The organism is Micromonospora sp. NPDC005173 (genome assembly GCF_040608515.1).
Classification (GTDB): domain Bacteria; phylum Actinomycetota; class Actinomycetes; order Mycobacteriales; family Micromonosporaceae; genus Micromonospora.
The window spans coordinates 35,084-51,176 of record NZ_JBEXIK010000047.1 but is presented as its reverse complement, the minus strand read 5'-3'; the positions used below and the strand labels follow the sequence as shown (position 1 = coordinate 51,176).

Here is a 16,093-nt window from a genome sequence, read left to right as displayed (position 1 = left end):
CCATCGACCGCCGCAGCTATCAAGCCACCACCAGCATCGACATCGTCATCCCCGACCCTTGACACCCACACCAGCCGCCTAACTGAACGGCGTTGTAGCTAGACCTCGTCCAGAAACTCGTCGATCATCGGGGCCAGCCAGTCGGCGCGCTGCGGGATCATCGTGTGGGTGGTGCCGGGCAGGATGGCCAGCCGGCACCCCGGCAGGCCGGTCAGGTCGCCGGGCACCGCGCCGCCGAGCAGCCGGAACATCCGCACCGCATGCTCGGGCTGAACGATGTCCGCGTCGGCCAGCACGATCATCGTGGGCGCGGCCAGCGCTCGGATCTGCTCGGTGGTCCACTGCGGCAGGTTCGCGTCCAGCACCTTCATCTTGGTGACCAGGTTGGCCCAGCCCGCCGGGTCCGGCGCGCTCCGCAGGTACTCCTCGTGGAACTCCGAGCCGTGCAGGTGCTCCGGTTGCAGGTCCTGGATTCCGTCGAGCAGCCCCGGGTGCAGGCCGGCGTCGTCGAAGCTCACCGAGGCGAGCACCAGCCGTCCGACCCGGTCGGCGTGATCGGTGCCGAGGCGCAGCCCCACCGCCGCGCCCATGCTCCAGCCGAACACGTCCGCCCGCCCGACGCCGAGGCGGTCCAGCAGCTCGACCACGTCGGTGGCGAAGTGCTCCACGGTCAGCGGACGATCGAGGTCCGGTGTGCGACCGTGCGCCTGCAACTCGACGGCGATCACCCGCCGGGTCTTCGCCAGGATCGGCAGGATCGCGCCGAACGAGGTGCCGATGCCGGAGAGCGCCCCGTGGATCAGCACCAGGGGGCGGCCCTCGCCGTTGCCGTGCTCTTCGTGGTGGATGTCCATGCCCACACGGTGCGCCGGGGCGCTTACGGCCGACTTCAGGTCGCCTTACCGCCGTTAGGATGATCGCCGTGCAGTTCGGGGTGCTCGGGCCGCTCGCCGTCACCACCGACGCCGGCGAGCCGGTGGTGGTGCCCGGCACCAAGGTACGGGCACTGCTGGCCGACCTGCTGACCAACCGCAACCAGGTGGTCTCGGCGGACCGCCTCATCGACGACCTGTGGGGCGGGGACGCCCCCGCTAACGCCACCGGCGCCCTTCAGGTGCGGGTGTCCCAACTGCGCAAGGCGCTCAACGACGCCGAGCCGGGCGCCCGGGAGCTGGTCGAGTCCCGGTCACCCGGGTACCTGCTGCGGGCCGGCGGGGTGGACGCCGACCGGTTCGCCGAGCTGACCCGGTGCACCGACGTCGACCGGCTGACCGAGGCCCTCGCGCTGTGGCGTGGCGACGCGTATGCCGACGTGGCCGACGCGGACTTCGTCCGCGCGGAGGTCACCCGGCTGGCCGAGCAGCGTCTCGCCGTGCACGAGCGGCTGGCCGAGGCCCGGCTGGCCCGGGGCGAGCACGACCTGGCCGCCGCCGACCTCGCGGAGCTGGTCTCCCGGCACCCGCTGCGAGAGGGCCTGCGGGCGGTGCAGCTCCGCGCGCTGTACGCGGCCGGCCGCCAGTCCGAGGCGCTGGACAGCTACGCCGACCTGCGCGACCGGCTCGCCGACGAGCTGGGCCTCGACCCGGGGCCGGAGCTGGTCGCCCTGCACCGCAAGATCCTCGAACAGGACGCCGGTCTGAGCGCGCCGCCGAAGGCCGCGATCATCCGCAACAGCCTGCCGGCCCAGCTCGACGAGTTGGTCGGCCGGGCCGAGGCGCTGGCCGAGCTGCGTACCCTGCTGCCCCGGCAGCGGCTGGTCACGCTGGTCGGGCCGGGTGGTGTCGGCAAGACGCGGCTGGCCACCGAGGCGGCCCGCTCGCAGTCCCTGCCGGACGGCGTCCAACTGGTCGAGTTGGCCCCGCTGCCGGCCGGCGACCCGCGCGTCGCCGAGCAGGTGCTCGGCGCGCTGGACACCCGCGAGAGCGCCGGCACGAGCCTGTCGGCCGCCGATCGGCTCGCCGCCGCGCTGTGCCACAGACAACTGCTGCTCGTGCTGGACAACTGCGAGCACGTGATCGAGCCGGTCGCCGAGCTGGTGGCCCGGCTGCTGCGGGATGCGCCCGGGGTGAGCGTGCTGGCCACCAGCCGGGAGCCGCTGGGTCTCACCGGGGAGCTGCTCTGGGAGGTACCCCCGCTGTCCGTGCCGGAGGACGGCGACCTGGACGCGGTCCGGCGCTCGGCGGCGGCCCGGTTGTTCGCCGCCCGCGCCGCCGCGCAGCAGCGCGGTTTCCGCCTCGACGGGCGGACGGCGCCCGCCGTGGCCCAGCTCTGCCGCCGCCTCGACGGGCTGCCGCTGGCGCTGGAGTTGGCCGCGACCCGGGTGCGCTCCCTGGGCGTGCTGGGCGTGGTGGACCGGCTCGACGACCGGTTCCGGTTGCTCACCACCCAGCAGCGGGACGTGCCGCCGCGGCAACGGACGTTGACCGCGGTGATCGGCTGGAGCTGGGACCTGCTGGACGAGACCGACCGGCTGGTGCTGGCCCGGCTCGCGGTGTTCAGTGACGGCTGTACCCCGGAGGCCGCTGAGCAGGTCTGCCGGACCGATCTGGACACGCTGGCCCGGCTGGTCGACCGGTCGCTGGTGGTGCTGGACGACTCCGGCGTGGGGCCTCGCTACCGGCTGCTCGAATCGGTTGCCGCCTTCTGCCTGGACCGGCTGACCGACGCCGAAGAGGTACGCGGGCGGCACGCCGCGTACTACACGGAGCTGGCCGAACGCGCCGATCCGCTGCTGCGCGGCGGCGACCAGCAGCGGTGGCTGGCGCTGCTGGACGCGGAGACGGCGAACCTGCGGTCGGCGCTGGTCCACGGCGGCGGGCTGCGGCTGGCCATCGCGCTGAGCTGGTACTGGTATCTGCGTGGCCGGCTCACCGAGGCGCGGCAGGCGCTGGCGATGCCCGACCCCGAGCACGAGTCCCGCGCCGCGGCCTGGCGGGTCGGTTTCGCGCTGTTGCAGGGCGACCCGATCGTGCCGGCCGAGCTCCGGGCCGCGCTGGCTGGCGACCCGGACGGGCGCGGCGCCTGGTTCGCGGCCACCGCGGTGATCGACCACAGCGACCTGGCCCTGGCATCGGAGCTGCTGCCCACCGCCGTCGCCGACCCGTGGACCGAGGCCGCGGTGCTCAGCTCCCGGGCCAAGATCGCGCACGCCAACGGTGACCAGGCAGCACTGGAGCACGCCGCGACCCGCAGCGCCGCGCTGTTCGCCAGCATCGGCGACCGGTGGGGCCGGCTCCAGGCGACCGAGTGGGTGGGTGGGCTGGCCGACATGCGCGGCGAGCATGAGCGCGCCGCCGCCCTGCACCGGGAGGGGCTGCGCTGGGCGGAGGAGCTGGCGCTGTGGCCGCAGGTGTGCAGCGAGCTGTCCTGGTTGGCCTGGCTGGCGGTGCAGACCCGCGACTACGCGCAGGGCCGGGAGCTGGCCGAGCGCGCGTACCAGCTCGCGGTGGAGCAGGCCTCACCCAGTGCGCTGGTCTTCGCGGAGATGAGCCTCGGGATGGCCGCCCGCCGCGACGGCAAGCTCGACGTGGCCGTCGCCCACCTCACCCACCTCGTCGAACAGGGCCGCGCGGAGACTCAGCCCGCGCTCTACCTGCCGATGATCCTGGTCGAGCTGGGCTACGCGGTCGAGCAGGGTGGCGACCCGGATGCCGCGCTGGCCCTGCACATCGAGGCGTTCGAGGCCGCCGTGGCGATCGCAACCCCACGGGACGCCGTCAACACCCTGGAGGGGATGGCGTCGGCGGTGCGTTCCCCGGAGGTCGCCGCCCGACTGCTGGGCGCCGCGGCCGCCGCTCGGCTCGCCGCGCAGGCCCCGGCCGCCCCGGCGGAACGCGACGACACCGACCGGGTGGCAGCACGCGTGCTGGCCGCCCTGGGGCGGGAACGCTTCGACGCGCTGGTCGCCGAGGGCGCGAAGCTGAGCCCGGGCGAGGCCCGGGCTCAGCTCTGATCGGTGGTCAGCCGGCCGTCTTCGGCCGGTACGAGGCGATGATCACGCCGTTCTTGTGCACCCGGGTGTCGATCAGCTCGAACGACGCCTTGATGTCCGTCAGCGGCGTCGTCAGGCTGGGGCCGCCCTCCAGCACGGGGTGGATCCAGAACCGGACCTCGTCCACCAGGCCCGCCCGGACCAACTGCGCGGTGACCGAGCCGTAGCCGTACTGGATGATGTCCTTGCCCTCCTGGGCCTTGAGCTTGGTGACCGCCTCGACCAGGTCGCCCTGGAGCACCTCCGTGTTGTTCCAGGTGGGGTTGGTCAGGGTGGTCGAGGCGACGTACTTCTTGACGTTGTTGAAGTACGCCGCGCCGGTGGTCGGGTCGTTCTCGTCCATGCTCGGCCAGGCGACGGACATGCCGTCGTAGGTGGCCCGGCCCATCAGCATCGCGTCCGCTGCGTTGGTCTGTTCGCCGGCGAGGCTGGCGGCCTCCTCTTCGAAGTACGGCGAGGTCCACATGGGGTTCTCGATGACGCCGTCGAGGGTGATGTAGGTCGAGTTGATGAGCTTGCGCATCGGGATCTCCTGGTTGTCGGTGGTGCTCTCGGTGACACCCAGAACTCTGTCGGGTCCCGCTTACGATTCGCTTCAGGTGCCCTTACCCGCGTCCGTAACCGGGTCGGTCAGCGGGATGGGCAACGCCTGCGCGGCCGCCGTGCCGCCACCGACCGAGTGCGCCGGCGCGGGGCGGTCGCCGGTGCGGCTGTGCAGTCGCCCGCGTCCGGCCGGCCCGGCGCGCCGGGTCACCTCGCAGGTCACCATCCGCACCGGCGGTGGCGGCGCGGTGAAACGGCCCACTCCCCACCGCACCCAGATCGGGATGTGGCCGGCATCCGCCTCCGCCCGCAGCTTCTGCACCGTCCGGGCCCGGTCCGTGTGGTCGACCTCGATCACCACCGGCGGGCCGTCGGGGCGGGCGCACGCCACGTCGAGGACGGAGTGCCGCTGCTCCAGCGGCGGTGGCAACGGCAGGACGCTGGGCGCGCGCCGGTAGACCCGCCAGCCCTGGGCCTCGGCCCACCGCACCACCGACTCGATCACCCTCGCGGTGACCTCGTCGGTGTCCAGGTCGACGAAGGTCAGGTCGTCCAGCCAGCGGCCCAGGTCGGCGGCCAACCGCTCGCCCTCCGCCGTGACCTCCACCGGCGCAGGATAACGCCTGAGCCGGAGGTGGTCGCGGTCACGGCGGGGCGCCGGCTGACCAAGGCGGCGGTGGCCGGCCCGTCAGCGACCACGTTCAGCGACGCAAGCGACGCGAGCACGGGCCGTCATGGTCGGCACGGAGCAGGCAGCGGCGGCGGCCGCCGGGCAGCAGGAGGTCGCAGAAGACGCGGTGGCGCAGGAACTGCTGGTCTTCTTCGGACACCGTGGTCTCCCCCGGGTCCGTCATCGGCAGCGGGGTCAGCCAGCGGCCGATGACTCGGGCCAGGCGCTGCGCGGCGGCCAGGTCGGAGGCGACGACCGGCAGATGGACGACGTACCGCCGGCTCATCGCCGCCGACCCTGCGCGAGCCGCAGACGCGCGACCTCCCGGCGGCTCTCGGCGAGGGCCGCGTGCAGCGCGGCCATGTCGACGGCGACGCGGTCGAGCCAGGCGTACACCTCGGCGGGGTCGAGGCCGCGGCGCCCGAGCCGGGCGGTCGGGAAGCGGCGCTCGCCCACCTGCCACGGCAGCAGGCCGGGGTACGTCGAGTGTGGTCGTTGGTGACGGATACTCACGTCGGGCCGCCTTCCTGGTCGCCTGTGGTCATCCTGTGACCGTGCGCAGCGAAGACGCAACTTCCTACACCGCAATTTCCCCGTTGTGCATTGACTTTCTTTCCTGCACCGCGTACGTGTTGCGAGAACGCGTAACGCAGCGTTGCGACATGGAATCAGGGAGTGTGCGGATGGCCGAGGACATCGGATCGACCGTGCCGCGTCGGCAGCTCGGGCGGCTGCTGCGGCAGTACCGCAACGAGGCCGGGGTGACGCTCGACGCCGCCGCGGAGGCGTTGGAGTACAGCCGACAGAAGATCTGGCGCATCGAGTGCGGCACCGGCTCGGTCCGGGTGCTCGACGTCAAGGCGATGTGCGACCTGTACGGGGTCTCGCCGGAGATGACCGAGGCGATGCGCGGGCTCGCCGTCGAGACGAAGTCCAAGGGTTGGTGGCACGCCTACGGCGACGCGGTGCCGAGCTGGTTCGAGCTGTACGTGGGCCTGGAATCCGCCGCGTCCCGCCTGAGGGGGTACGACGAATCGCTGATCCCCGGGATCTTGCAGACGCGGGCATACGCCGATGCTCTCTTCCGCCTGGGACGGATGCTCAGCGACGACGAGCGAGAGCAGGCCGTCGAGGTGCGGCTACAGCGGCAGGCGTCGCTCACCCGCCGGCTTCCCGCTGCTCCCCGGCTTGAGGCGGTGCTGTCCGAGGCGGTGCTCCGTCGCACGGTCGGCGGTCAGACCACAATGGCCGCGCAGCTCGACCACGTCCTGAAGCTGGCCGAGCTGCCGACCGTGTCCGTCCGCGTGCTGCCGCTGGCGGCCGGCCCGCAGCCCGGGGCGGTGGCCGGAACCTTCATGATCCTCGACTTTCCGCCCGGCAATGGCGGCCGGGCCGTACCGGAACCATCGGTCGTCTACAGCGAGTCGCTGACCGGTGCGCTGTACCTCGACAAGCCCGACGAGTTGGCCGCCTACGAACGAGTGTGGCGAGGACTGGATTCGCTCTCGCTTCACGAGGCAGAATCGAAAGACATGATCAAAAGGATCACCGGGGAGATACGGCATGACTGACCTGACCGGCGCCGTCTGGCGCAAGAGCACCCGCAGCGGCGACAACGGCGGCGCCTGCGTCGAGGTCGCCACCAACCTCCCCGGCGTCGTCGCCGTGCGCGACAGCAAGCACGTTGCCGGTCCGTCGCTCGCCTTCACCCCGGACACGTGGGCGGCATTCGTCGTGGCCGTCAGCGCCTCGGGACGGCATTCGATTGGCTGACCGCCAGGCTCCGATCGCCGACCGGGACCTCCGGATCGTGCCGGCCAACGAGGCATCGTGGGACGACCTCCAGGAGATTCTCGGCAGCGCCGACGCGGGCCGGTGCCAGTGCCAGTGGTTCAAGGTCCCGGGCTGGTTGTGGCGGGCCTCCACCCCGGAGGAGCGCGTCGCGTCGTTCCGGGAGAAGACGAGCTGTGGCGAGCCGGATGCCCCGACCACCAGTAAACTGGTCGCGTACCTCGATGACCACCCGGCGGGCTGGGTGGCGGTGGAGCCGCGGACGGCGTACCCGAAGCTGCGCAACCAGCGGGTTCCCTGGCTCGGCCGCGACGAGGACAGGGACGACGACGGGGTCTGGGCGGTGACCTGCCTGGTGGTCCGCAAGGGCTTCCGGGGTCGCGGCCTCACCTATCCCCTGGCCCGCGCCGCGGTCGACTTCGCGCGAAAGCGCGGCGCCCGGTCGCTGGAGGCGTACCCGATGCTCGCCGAGGCGGGCAAGCAGATCACCTGGGGTGAGGCGCACGTGGGGGTGCGGCAGATCTTCGAGGACGCCGGGTTCAAGGAGGTCAGCCACCCCACCCTGCGGCGGGTCGTGATGCGGATCGACTTCGCCGACGACGCGGGGCCAGCGGCGGCGGTCGCCCCTTCCGGCGCACTGACCGGCATGGACGCCGTGCGGGATTGAGCGCGATATCTCACAGGTATGAATATGACCTTGAGGTATCACGCTCACCGGACCACGACCACCCCCGCCGGTCCGCTCCCCGTCGACCAGCGGGACCGGGGTCAACGCCGCCGCCACCCCCAGCGACGCGGACCGGCCGAGCCTTGTGACGTCGCCTTTTCCCGGACCACCATCTCGGCCGCCACGCGCAGCTTCAGGGCGGGCTGCTCGCCGGCCGGCCCCAGCAGCTCCACCAGTCGGATGCCGAGCCCCAGCACCATCTCGGCGCGGTCGAAGTCGCGGATCAGCGCCAGGCACTGCGCGTAAACCCCGTAGGTGTTGGCCATCTCCCAGAGACTGAGCGGGCGCAGCGGGTCGAGCAGCCCCTGGCGCAGCTCGCAGGCCCGCGACGCGGCGAGCGCCGCCTCCCGGATGCTGTCGTCCGAGGCGGGCCGCGTGACGGCCCGGTGCAGCAACGAGGTCGCCTGGTTGTGGTAGGCCGTGCCCATCGCCTCCCTGGTACGCGGCCCTGCGGAGGGCGGAGAGCCGGTGAGCAGCCCCACCGCCACAGCCCGCTCCACCAGCTCCAGCCGGGTGGTGGGCTGCCCGGCGGCGAACGCGACCTCCGCCAGGTCCACCAGCGCGGTGATCAGCTCCGCGAGCGCCTCGTCCCGTGGCGGGTCGGCCACGTTCCCACCCTCGGCTGCCACCGCGTCGTTCACCCGCTCGAAGGTGGTGACCGCCTCACCGCCAGGGGCCATCCCGTCGGCGGCCCGACCACGCGCGGACAGCAGCATCCCGCGCCGCCACAGCGCCCGGGCCAACTGCTGCTGATCGCGCCGGTCCACCCGACCCGGACCCTGCACGGCCTGCCGGTAGGCGTCGATGACCTGAATCCACAGCCGGTCCGCCTCCGCCCAGGTGTCCTGCCGCGTCGAGTGCTCCCGCGCCCGCTCGAACAGCCGTTCCCGCTCGTCCGGTCCCATCTCCCGCACCGCCCTCCGCGGTAGCCACCCGTGACGCCCTCGCCGCTAACAGTGAACATCATCGATTCTATGGCGACGGCGGCACACCCGGCTTCACTCCGGGCAGCGAGTCTTCACTGGGTTGCGGTCACGATGCAGCGGCGCAACGGGGCCATCGCCTCGGGTGGGCCATCGACGGTGACGCCGCTCGGCTCGCCGACCAACTCCCGGCCCCACAGCCAGCGCAGCAGCGCCGTGGGCGGGCCGCTCACGGTCACGTCGGCGGCGTTGGCCGCGCCGTCGGTCACGCGGAGCAGGCCCCGCCCGGTACGCACCGACCACGCCCCGCCGTCGGTGCGCACCGTGTACGTCCAGCCCGGCGAGTCGGCCAGGATCTCGCTGAAGGCGCTGGCCCACTCGGCCACCGAATACTCCACGAACACTTTGAGCAGCTCGTCGATGCCGTCAACGGCGAGGTCGTCCGGAACGGGCGCGACCGGCGCACCGACGCCCAACTCGGCGTCGATGCGGTGGATGACCGTCTCCTGCGCCATCCGTCGGATCCAGAACCCGACGGTCTGGCCCGGCGCGTACCAGGAGCCAGCCCCGTCCTGCGGCTCGTGGGCCGCGAACTCGGCCAGCAGCCCAACGTACGCCCGGTCGAGCAGCGCCATCGGCTCCTCGGCCGCAAGGTCGGCGGGCGGCCACGGCTCGGGCTCGGCACCCTCGCGAATGGCCAGGGTCTTGTGGAGGTAGACCTCGCCGACATGGTGGGTCAGGTCGGCGACACTCCAACCGGGGCAACTGGGCACCGCCGCGGTGGGGTCGATGGAGGCGACGGCGCGCAGCCGGGCGAAGTCGTCCGTGAGGCAGCCGAGGAATCGGGAAGGCTCCATGCCGGACAGTTCAGCACACGGTACGGATTCGTAGGGGGCACCACCCGCCCGGACCAGGCGGGACAGGCGGACGGGCGGCCCGGTCCGGGCCGCCCGTCCGAGTTGGTCAGGCCGTCGGGCGTACCCGGTAGGCCAGGTGGGTGACCCCGGTGCCCTCGACGACGCTGATCGGCCCGTCAAGCTGGAGCGGCGCGATCTTCAGGTCGGCGAAGAGCGGGATACCGTCACCGAGCAGGACCGGGACGAGGTCGACGTGCACCTCGTCGAGCAGGCCGGCTTGGATGACCTGGGTCGCGATCGTGCCGCCGTTGACCCCGACCTCCTTGTCGCCGGCGATCGTCTTCGCCCGCTCGATGGCGCTCTCGATGCCGTCGGTGACGAAGACGAACGAGTCGTTCTCCGGTTCCCAACCGTCCGGCACGCTGTGCGTGACGACCACGACGGGCACGTCCAACGGATGCCGGCCGCCCCACCCGTTGGTCATGTCGAAGAGCCGTCGACCGACGACCAGCGCCCCGGTCCGCTCGGTGAGATCGCGGATGTGTCGCGCGCTCACGGCGGAGGTCCGGAACGTCAGTTCGGGGGTGGCCGTCGGCGTCTCGACGTCGCCGTTCTCGTACCACTGGAACAGGTACTCGAAGCCCCCGTGGGACGGGTCCGCGATGTAGCCGTCCAACGACATCGTCGCCCCGGTCGTCACCTTCGTCATCGGTCCACTCCTTGGTCTCGGTCGGCCCGGCGCACCCGGCCCTCATCCTGTGGTCGAAGCCGGCACCCCGGTGCTCGACACACCGCCCGACATTCTTTTCCGCCCAGGTCCAACCGACGATCAGCGCGCGTCCAGGTCCCTTCGGTCCGGTGACATGCGCTCAGCGGATCTGCGCGGCGACGGCGACGGCGGCAGCGGTCGCCCCGGTGTCGTTGAGGTGCAGGTGGTCGCCGTGGTCGTACGCCGGGCGCAGGGCGTCCGGGTCGGCCGGGTCGGCGAGGATCCGGTCGAGGTCGACGACCGCGTCGTACTCGCCACTGGTCCGGATCCAGCGGTTCAGCTCGTCTCGGAGCGCTTCCTTGTCCGGGGTGTCGTAACCCGTCGCGTTCTTGAGCGGCGGCATCGTGACGCCGATGACGGTGACCCCGCGTGCCCGAGCGGCCTGGATCAGTGCCCGATGGCCGTTGACGAGCTGGCCGGCGGTCACCACCGGCGAGGCGCCGCAGCCGAAGTCAGGGTAGCCGCCGGCACCGATGTCGTTGATGCCGATCAGGACGACCGCCGTCCGTACGCCGGGCTGCCCGAGCACGTCGTGCCGGAACCGGCTGACGCCCCGCTCGCCGTAACAGGGCGAGTCGGCGAGCAGTTTGTTCCCGCTGATCCCGGCGTTCACCACGGCGAGCGGGCGACCGGCGGCGACCAGTCGTTCGGCCAACTGGTCCGGGTAGCGGTTGTCGGCGCCGGGAGTGGAGCCGTAGCCGTCGGTCTGCGAGTCGCCGAACGTCACCACCGTGCCCCGGGTACGCGGCGAGCCGGCCACGTCGACTCCGGCAAGGTGGTACCAGGACTGGCTGGTCTCACCGGCGAAGGCAGCGGAGTGGGGATCGAAACGGTGGTCACCCGGGGCGCGGTAGGTGGTGGTGAGCCCGCTCTGGTGGAAGGTCGCCGGGCCGGTCGGTCCGGCGAAGTACAGCGTCACGGTCAATGCTTCCAGCGCCCGTACCGGCAGGAGCACCGGGTCGGACGTCTTCTCCGTACCGGGCGCCAGGGTGGTCGACAACCGGCGGTCGAAGGTGACCGGACGCAGCGTGCCGAGCTGCACCGCCGCCCCGGACGTGGGCCGGCCGACGGTGGCGCCGGTCAGCCGCAGTGGCTGGCTTCCGTACCGGTTGGACAGCCGGATCCGTAGCAGGGAACCGGCGGCGCTGACCCGGACCACCTGTCGTACCGACTGGTTGCTGAAGCCCTGGACGGACCAGTTCGGACCGTCCCAGTCGTTGCCCGGCACCGGATGGTGGTGGGCCGCCGACCAGGCCGCCGACCAGCCGGCGGTGGGGTGGCGCTGGGCTGGCTCCGAGGCGGTCGCGACGCCGGCCGGGATGGCGGGTACCAGCAGGAACAGGGCAACGAGTGCGGTGAGGAGGCGGCGTGGCGACGACGACACGGGAATGTCCCTTCAGGAGTGGGCGGGTGATCCGGCCGAGGTGCCCGGATCGGGGCGATCGGCCGGTGTGCGTCCACCCTGCGCTGCGGGCTTTACGGTTTCTTTACGGTGACCTGCCGCAGGGCGAGCAGGGCCGGGGATCATGGGCCGCGCGCCGGTACCCGCGGCGCAGCTCAGAGGCCGTATCCTGGCCGCCATGCGGTTCGGGGTGCTGGGCCCGTTGACGGTGTGGACCGCAGGCGGCGCCGTGGTCGCCGTCCCGGGGCTGAAGGTCCGGGCCCTGCTCGCCGCATTGCTGCTGCACGAGGGGCAGCCGGTGCCAGCGGATCGGCTCGTCGACTACCTGTGGGGCGACACTCCGCCAGCAAACGCCGCCGGCGCCCTGTCCGCCAAGGTCTCGCAGTTGCGCCGGGTGCTGGCGGACGCCGAGTCCGGAGGTCGGGAGCTGGTGCGATCACCGCCGCCCGGCTACCGGATCCTGGTCGATCGCGACGAGGTGGACGCTGGCCGCTTCCACCAGCTCGTGTCGCAGGCTCGCAGCGAGCAGGATGTCCGGTCCAGGGTCGCGCTGTTCTCGACGGCACTGGCGCTGTGGCGGGGGCCGGCCTTCGCCGACTTCCACGACGAGCCGTTCACCCGGGCCGCGGCCGCCGCCCTGGAGGAGCAACGGCTCGTCGCCACGGAGGACTGCCTCGAAGCCCGACTGGCGCTGGGCGAGCACGCCGTGGCCGCCGGTGAACTCGGCGACCTGCTGGCCCGGCAGCCACTGCGGGAACGCGCACGCGCGCTCCACATGCTCGCCCTGTACCGGGCCGGGCGGCAGTTCGAGGCGTTGAGCAGCTACGAGGAGCTGCGCGTCCAACTCCGTGACGAGCTGGGGCTGGATCCGGGCCCGGAGGTCGGGGCGCTGCACCGGGCCATCCTCACCCACGATCCGGAGCTGTCCGCACCGCCCGTACCGGCCAGCTCGGTCATCCCGGTGGCGGCGCCGCCCGCCACGGTGCGAACGAACCTGCCGGCCGCGCTGACCGAACTGATCGGCCGCGAGGACGCCGTCGACGAGCTGGGGCTGGCGCTGGAGCACAACCGTCTGGTCACCCTCACCGGCATTGGCGGCGTCGGCAAGACCCGGCTCGCCGTGGAGGTCGCCCACGCCCGGACGCCGACGTACCCGGACGGCGCGTCGTTCGTCGAGCTGGCTGGCCTGGACCGGTCCGACGCGCCGGAGACACTGGACACGCTGGCCGACCTGGTGCTGGCCGTGCTCGACGTGCGGGACGCTGCCGAGCCGGGCACGCCGGTCACGTCGGTCGAGCGCCTCAGCCGCGTCCTGAGCGACCGACGGCTGCTGTTGGTCCTGGACAACTGCGAGCACCTGGTGGACCCGGTCGCGGAGCTGACCGCCCTGCTGCTGCGGGCGGCGCCGGGGCTGCACGTGCTGGCGACCAGCCGGGAGCCCCTCGGCCTGGCCGGGGAGGTGGTCTGGGCCGTCCCGCCACTGCCGGTGCCCGATCCCGCCGTCGGAACGGACCTGGCCGCCCTGGAGCAGTCCGGCGCGGTGCGACTCTTCGTCGCCCGGGCGACTGCGGCGGACCGTGGCTTCGTGCTCGGTGCGCAGAACGCGGTGGCTGTCGCCACCCTGTGTCGTCGGCTGGACGGGATCCCGCTGGCACTCGAACTGGCCGCCACCCAGGTCCGCGGGCTGGGCGTGACCGGCCTGGTCGGCGGGCTCGACGACAGGTTCCGGCTGCTGAGCGCCCGGCACCGGGGCGTACCGCCTCGGCAACGGACGCTGCTGGCGATGCTGGACTGGAGCTGGCAGCTGCTCAGCGAGCCGGAACGGGTGGTGTTGCGGCGGCTGGCCGCGTACGCCGACGGCGGTCGGATCGACGCGGTGCAAGCGGTCTGCGCGCCCGACGGCGTGCCCGCCGCGATCGTCGCGGATCTGCTGGCCCGCCTCGTCGACCAGTCGCTGGTTGTCGTCGCGCCACGCGACGGCGTCCCGCACTATCGGCTGCTGGAATCCGTCGCCGCCTACGGCTTGGGCCAGATGGACGCCGCCGGCGAGCTGCGCCACATCCGCGAACGGGCCCACCGCTACCACGCCGACCTGGCCGAGCAGGCGCACGACGAGCTGCACGGCCATGGCCAACGACGGTGGCTGCGGCGACTCGACGCCGAATCCGCCAATCTGCGCGGGGCGCTGGACGCGGCGGTACGCCAGCATGACGGCGACCTCGCGCTGCGACTGGCCAATGCGCTGAGCTGGTACTGGTTTCTGCGGGGCCGGTTCGCCGAGGCCAGACGCTGGCTCGGGGCAGCACTGGGCTGCCCGCCGGCCGCCACCGCCGCCCAGGCCGCCCGGGCCACGGCCTGGCACCTGGGCTTCTCGCTCCTGTCGGGCGACGTAGCGGACTGGCCGGCGCGCCACCGCGCGGCCATCCAGCGGTACGAGGAGGTCGACGACCCGCATAGCCGAGCCCGGGCCGAGTGGTTCCTCGCCTACTCGGAGATCGACCTCGGTGCGGTGGCGGACACCGGTGCCCTGCTCGACCGCGTCCTGGCAGACGTGCGACTGCTGGGAGACGAGTGGGGGGTGGCCGCCACGCTGAGCCTGCGGACCAAGCACGCGCACATCCGGGGAGATGCGGTGGCCGTGGCGCAGGACGGGGCGGAGAGCGCGGCGCAGTTCCGTCGGCTCGGCGACCGGTGGGGGCTGTTGCAGGTCACGGAGTGGCTCGGCGCCCAGGCGGCCATGTCCGGCGACTACGAGCGGGCGAGCCAGCTGTACCGGGAAGGGCTGCGCGTCGCGGAGGACCTCGGGCTCTGGTTCGAGATGTCCGGCCAGCTCTGTTGGCTCGGCTGGGTGGCGCTGCAGCGGGGGGACTACCCGGCGGCGCGGCAGCTCTGCGGGCATGGGCTGCGGCTGGCCACCGAGCAGGGTTCACCGCTCGGCATCGTGTTCGCGGAGCTGTGTCTCGCCGCCGCAGCGCGGCGGGAGGGCAGCCTCGACACCGCGGAAGCCCACCTGCGGAATCTGTTGGAAGCCGCCGAGCGGCAGCAGGACGGGCCAGGGCGGCCCCTGTACCTGACCGGGGTCCTGGTCGAGCTGGGGTACGTGGCCGAGCTGCGTGGCGACCTGACGACGGCAACGGCCTGGCACCTGCGTGCCGCCGATGTCGCCCGGGAACTCGGTGCCGACCAGGACCTGGCGCAGGTCCTGGTCGGCCTAGCCGCTGCCGGTGCCGGTGGCGACCGCCCACAGGACGCTGCCCGGCTGCTCGGTGCGGCTGCGGCAGCGCGTGAGGCGACGGCACTGGCGTTGACGCCGGCCGACCGGGCCGACGTCGAGCGGGCAACCGCGACGGCCAGCGCGAGGCTGGGTGACGACGACTTCGCCGCCGCCCACGAGCAGGGGCGGCGGCTGTCGCCCGAGGAGATCCGCCACCTCGTGCACCGGTCGGGGCCAGCAGCCCTACGCCGCTAGGCCTTCGCGGCGGCGTGCGCCAATCAGTGGGACTTCATGAGGTCGACCAGCTGGTCCAGCGCAGCGCCCCAGCCCTCGTGGAAGCCCATCTCCTCGTGCGACTTCTTCGCCGACGCGTCGGCGTGGATCGCGATGGCGGTGTACCTCGTGCCAGCGCCCGCCGGCTCCATCCGGACGACCGCGGTGAACGGGAAGCCGTCCGCGGAGATCTGCGGGCGGAAACCGGGGCCAAGGCCGGAGGTGAAGACCAGCGTCCTGCCCTCTTCCGCCACCAGGATGCAGCCGCTGCTCGGGTACTCCTCGCCCTCCGGCGAGCGCATGGTGGTGTCGAACCTGCCACCGGGCTGCAGGTCGATCTCGCAGGCGATGGTCGACCAGGGCTTCGGCGTGAACCACTGCATGAGCAGCTCGGGGGTGGTCCAGGCCCGCCAGACCAGCTCGGGCGCCACGTCGACGGTCCGCTCCAGGACGAGGTCGAGCTCCGGGTTCACGGTGTAGACGGTCATTGCTGCTGCTCCTTCAGGTCGTAGAGAAGCGAATCGAGTTGGTCGAGCCGCCGGGTCCACCGCGCGCGCTGCACGGCGAGCCAGGTGTCGAGGCGTTCGAGCGGCTGGGGCGCGAGCCGGTAGGTGCGCACCCGGCCCTTCTTTTCCGACGTCACCAGGCCGGAGCGCTCAAGAACGTTCAGGTGCTGGGTGAACGACGGCAGTGCCATGTCAAACGGGCGAGCCAGGTCGCTGGTCGTGGCCGGCCCCTGGCCGAGGCGCTCGACGACCTGGCGGCGGGTGGGGTCGGACAGCGCGTGGAACACGCCGTCCAGAGCGGCATCGATCGGGCCGCTCCCCTCCCGCACATGCTTAGCCATGTGCCTAACCATGCCACCGCACATCACTTAGGTCAAGCCCTAAGTGATGACGCCGCGGCCAGCCGCCGGCCACCGAAGATCCATCG

16 protein-coding genes are annotated in these 16,093 nt (G+C 72.5%); 5 read left to right on the top strand and 11 right to left on the bottom strand.

Annotation, left to right across the window (positions count from 1 at the left end; genetic code table 11):
• Positions 1 to 98 precede the first annotated feature (98 nt).
• Positions 99 to 854, bottom strand: coding sequence for an alpha/beta fold hydrolase (locus ABZV00_RS31625; RefSeq protein ID WP_355613037.1), 756 nt, complete (start codon positions 852 to 854; stop codon positions 99 to 101).
• A gap of 59 nt (positions 855 to 913) precedes the next feature.
• On the opposite strand from ABZV00_RS31625, the gene ABZV00_RS31620 reads away from it, so the two are divergent.
• Complete coding sequence (locus tag ABZV00_RS31620) at positions 914 to 3,952, top strand: BTAD domain-containing putative transcriptional regulator (RefSeq protein WP_355613036.1); 3,039 nt, start codon at positions 914 to 916, stop codon at positions 3,950 to 3,952.
• A gap of 7 nt (positions 3,953 to 3,959) precedes the next feature.
• Here ABZV00_RS31620 and ABZV00_RS31615 read toward each other — a convergent pair whose 3' ends face one another.
• From ABZV00_RS31615 to ABZV00_RS31600, 4 genes are all read right to left on the bottom strand, one after another.
• Positions 3,960 to 4,514: a dihydrofolate reductase family protein gene (locus ABZV00_RS31615; RefSeq protein ID WP_355613034.1), complete on the bottom strand. Its 555-nt coding sequence runs from the start codon at positions 4,512 to 4,514 to the stop codon at positions 3,960 to 3,962.
• Between the two features lie 72 nt (positions 4,515 to 4,586).
• Positions 4,587 to 5,141, bottom strand: coding sequence for a hypothetical protein (locus tag ABZV00_RS31610; protein ID WP_355613032.1), 555 nt, complete (start codon positions 5,139 to 5,141; stop codon positions 4,587 to 4,589).
• A 94-nt stretch (positions 5,142 to 5,235) separates the two neighbouring features.
• Positions 5,236 to 5,490 (bottom strand): hypothetical protein, encoded by a 255-nt coding sequence (locus ABZV00_RS31605; protein WP_355613030.1) that lies wholly within the window; start codon positions 5,488 to 5,490, stop codon positions 5,236 to 5,238.
• Positions 5,487 to 5,717 carry a DivIVA domain-containing protein gene (locus tag ABZV00_RS31600; RefSeq protein ID WP_355613028.1) on the bottom strand — a complete coding sequence of 77 codons (231 nt, stop codon included), beginning with the start codon at positions 5,715 to 5,717 and terminating at the stop codon, positions 5,487 to 5,489. The genes ABZV00_RS31605 and ABZV00_RS31600 overlap by 4 nt, the downstream gene beginning before the upstream one ends.
• 170 nt (positions 5,718 to 5,887) lie before the next feature.
• On the opposite strand from ABZV00_RS31600, the gene ABZV00_RS31595 reads away from it, so the two are divergent.
• From ABZV00_RS31595 to ABZV00_RS31585, 3 genes are read left to right on the top strand one after another with little or no spacing between them, the layout of a single operon-like run.
• Positions 5,888 to 6,775 carry a helix-turn-helix transcriptional regulator gene (locus ABZV00_RS31595; protein ID WP_355613026.1) on the top strand — a complete coding sequence of 296 codons (888 nt, stop codon included), beginning with the start codon at positions 5,888 to 5,890 and terminating at the stop codon, positions 6,773 to 6,775.
• Entirely contained in the window at positions 6,768 to 6,977 is a 210-nt protein-coding gene (locus ABZV00_RS31590; protein ID WP_355613024.1) for a DUF397 domain-containing protein, read from the top strand. Before ABZV00_RS31595 ends, ABZV00_RS31590 begins: the two co-directional genes overlap by 8 nt.
• Complete coding sequence (locus ABZV00_RS31585; RefSeq protein WP_355613022.1) at positions 6,970 to 7,662, top strand: GNAT family N-acetyltransferase; 693 nt, start codon at positions 6,970 to 6,972, stop codon at positions 7,660 to 7,662. Before ABZV00_RS31590 ends, ABZV00_RS31585 begins: the two co-directional genes overlap by 8 nt.
• A gap of 101 nt (positions 7,663 to 7,763) precedes the next feature.
• Here the strand turns inward: ABZV00_RS31585 and ABZV00_RS31580 are convergent, their stop codons facing one another.
• The 4 genes from ABZV00_RS31580 to ABZV00_RS31565 form a co-directional block, all read right to left on the bottom strand.
• Entirely contained in the window at positions 7,764 to 8,627 is an 864-nt protein-coding gene (locus ABZV00_RS31580) for a hypothetical protein (RefSeq protein WP_355613020.1), read from the bottom strand.
• A 113-nt stretch (positions 8,628 to 8,740) separates the two neighbouring features.
• A complete protein-coding gene (locus ABZV00_RS31575) occupies positions 8,741 to 9,502 on the bottom strand; it encodes a maleylpyruvate isomerase family mycothiol-dependent enzyme (RefSeq protein WP_355613018.1) in 762 nt (253 codons plus the stop codon).
• Between the two features lie 106 nt (positions 9,503 to 9,608).
• Positions 9,609 to 10,211 carry a dihydrofolate reductase family protein gene (locus ABZV00_RS31570; protein WP_355613016.1) on the bottom strand — a complete coding sequence of 201 codons (603 nt, stop codon included), beginning with the start codon at positions 10,209 to 10,211 and terminating at the stop codon, positions 9,609 to 9,611.
• A gap of 160 nt (positions 10,212 to 10,371) precedes the next feature.
• Positions 10,372 to 11,655, bottom strand: a complete 1,284-nt coding sequence (locus ABZV00_RS31565; protein WP_355613014.1) for an SGNH/GDSL hydrolase family protein — start codon at positions 11,653 to 11,655, stop codon at positions 10,372 to 10,374.
• A 196-nt stretch (positions 11,656 to 11,851) separates the two neighbouring features.
• Between ABZV00_RS31565 and ABZV00_RS31560 the strand changes: the two genes are divergently transcribed.
• Positions 11,852 to 15,142: a BTAD domain-containing putative transcriptional regulator gene (locus tag ABZV00_RS31560; RefSeq protein WP_355613012.1), complete on the top strand. Its 3,291-nt coding sequence runs from the start codon at positions 11,852 to 11,854 to the stop codon at positions 15,140 to 15,142.
• A gap of 23 nt (positions 15,143 to 15,165) precedes the next feature.
• Here ABZV00_RS31560 and ABZV00_RS31555 read toward each other — a convergent pair whose 3' ends face one another.
• Positions 15,166 to 15,648, bottom strand: a complete 483-nt coding sequence (locus tag ABZV00_RS31555; protein ID WP_328415933.1) for an SRPBCC family protein — start codon at positions 15,646 to 15,648, stop codon at positions 15,166 to 15,168.
• Complete coding sequence (locus tag ABZV00_RS31550) at positions 15,645 to 16,007, bottom strand: metalloregulator ArsR/SmtB family transcription factor (RefSeq protein ID WP_328415932.1); 363 nt, start codon at positions 16,005 to 16,007, stop codon at positions 15,645 to 15,647. Before ABZV00_RS31550 ends, ABZV00_RS31555 begins: the two co-directional genes overlap by 4 nt.
• Positions 16,008 to 16,093: the final 86 nt, after the last annotated feature.

Coding starts and splice junctions, on each gene's coding strand:
- ABZV00_RS31620 (WP_355613036.1), top strand. CDS start 914: ATGATCGCCGTGCAGTTCGGGGTGCTCGGGCCGCTCGCCGTCACCACC.
- ABZV00_RS31590 (WP_355613024.1), top strand. CDS start 6,768: ATGACTGACCTGACCGGCGCCGTCTGGCGCAAGAGCACCCGCAGCGGC.
- ABZV00_RS31570 (WP_355613016.1), bottom strand. CDS start 10,211: ATGACGAAGGTGACGACCGGGGCGACGATGTCGTTGGACGGCTACATC.
- ABZV00_RS31595 (WP_355613026.1), top strand. CDS start 5,888: ATGGCCGAGGACATCGGATCGACCGTGCCGCGTCGGCAGCTCGGGCGG.
- ABZV00_RS31580 (WP_355613020.1), bottom strand. CDS start 8,627: ATGGGACCGGACGAGCGGGAACGGCTGTTCGAGCGGGCGCGGGAGCAC.
- ABZV00_RS31555 (WP_328415933.1), bottom strand. CDS start 15,648: ATGACCGTCTACACCGTGAACCCGGAGCTCGACCTCGTCCTGGAGCGG.
- ABZV00_RS31560 (WP_355613012.1), top strand. CDS start 11,852: ATGCGGTTCGGGGTGCTGGGCCCGTTGACGGTGTGGACCGCAGGCGGC.
- ABZV00_RS31625 (WP_355613037.1), bottom strand. CDS start 854: ATGGACATCCACCACGAAGAGCACGGCAACGGCGAGGGCCGCCCCCTG.
- ABZV00_RS31605 (WP_355613030.1), bottom strand. CDS start 5,490: ATGAGCCGGCGGTACGTCGTCCATCTGCCGGTCGTCGCCTCCGACCTG.
- ABZV00_RS31550 (WP_328415932.1), bottom strand. CDS start 16,007: ATGGCTAAGCATGTGCGGGAGGGGAGCGGCCCGATCGATGCCGCTCTG.
- ABZV00_RS31575 (WP_355613018.1), bottom strand. CDS start 9,502: ATGGAGCCTTCCCGATTCCTCGGCTGCCTCACGGACGACTTCGCCCGG.
- ABZV00_RS31615 (WP_355613034.1), bottom strand. CDS start 4,514: ATGCGCAAGCTCATCAACTCGACCTACATCACCCTCGACGGCGTCATC.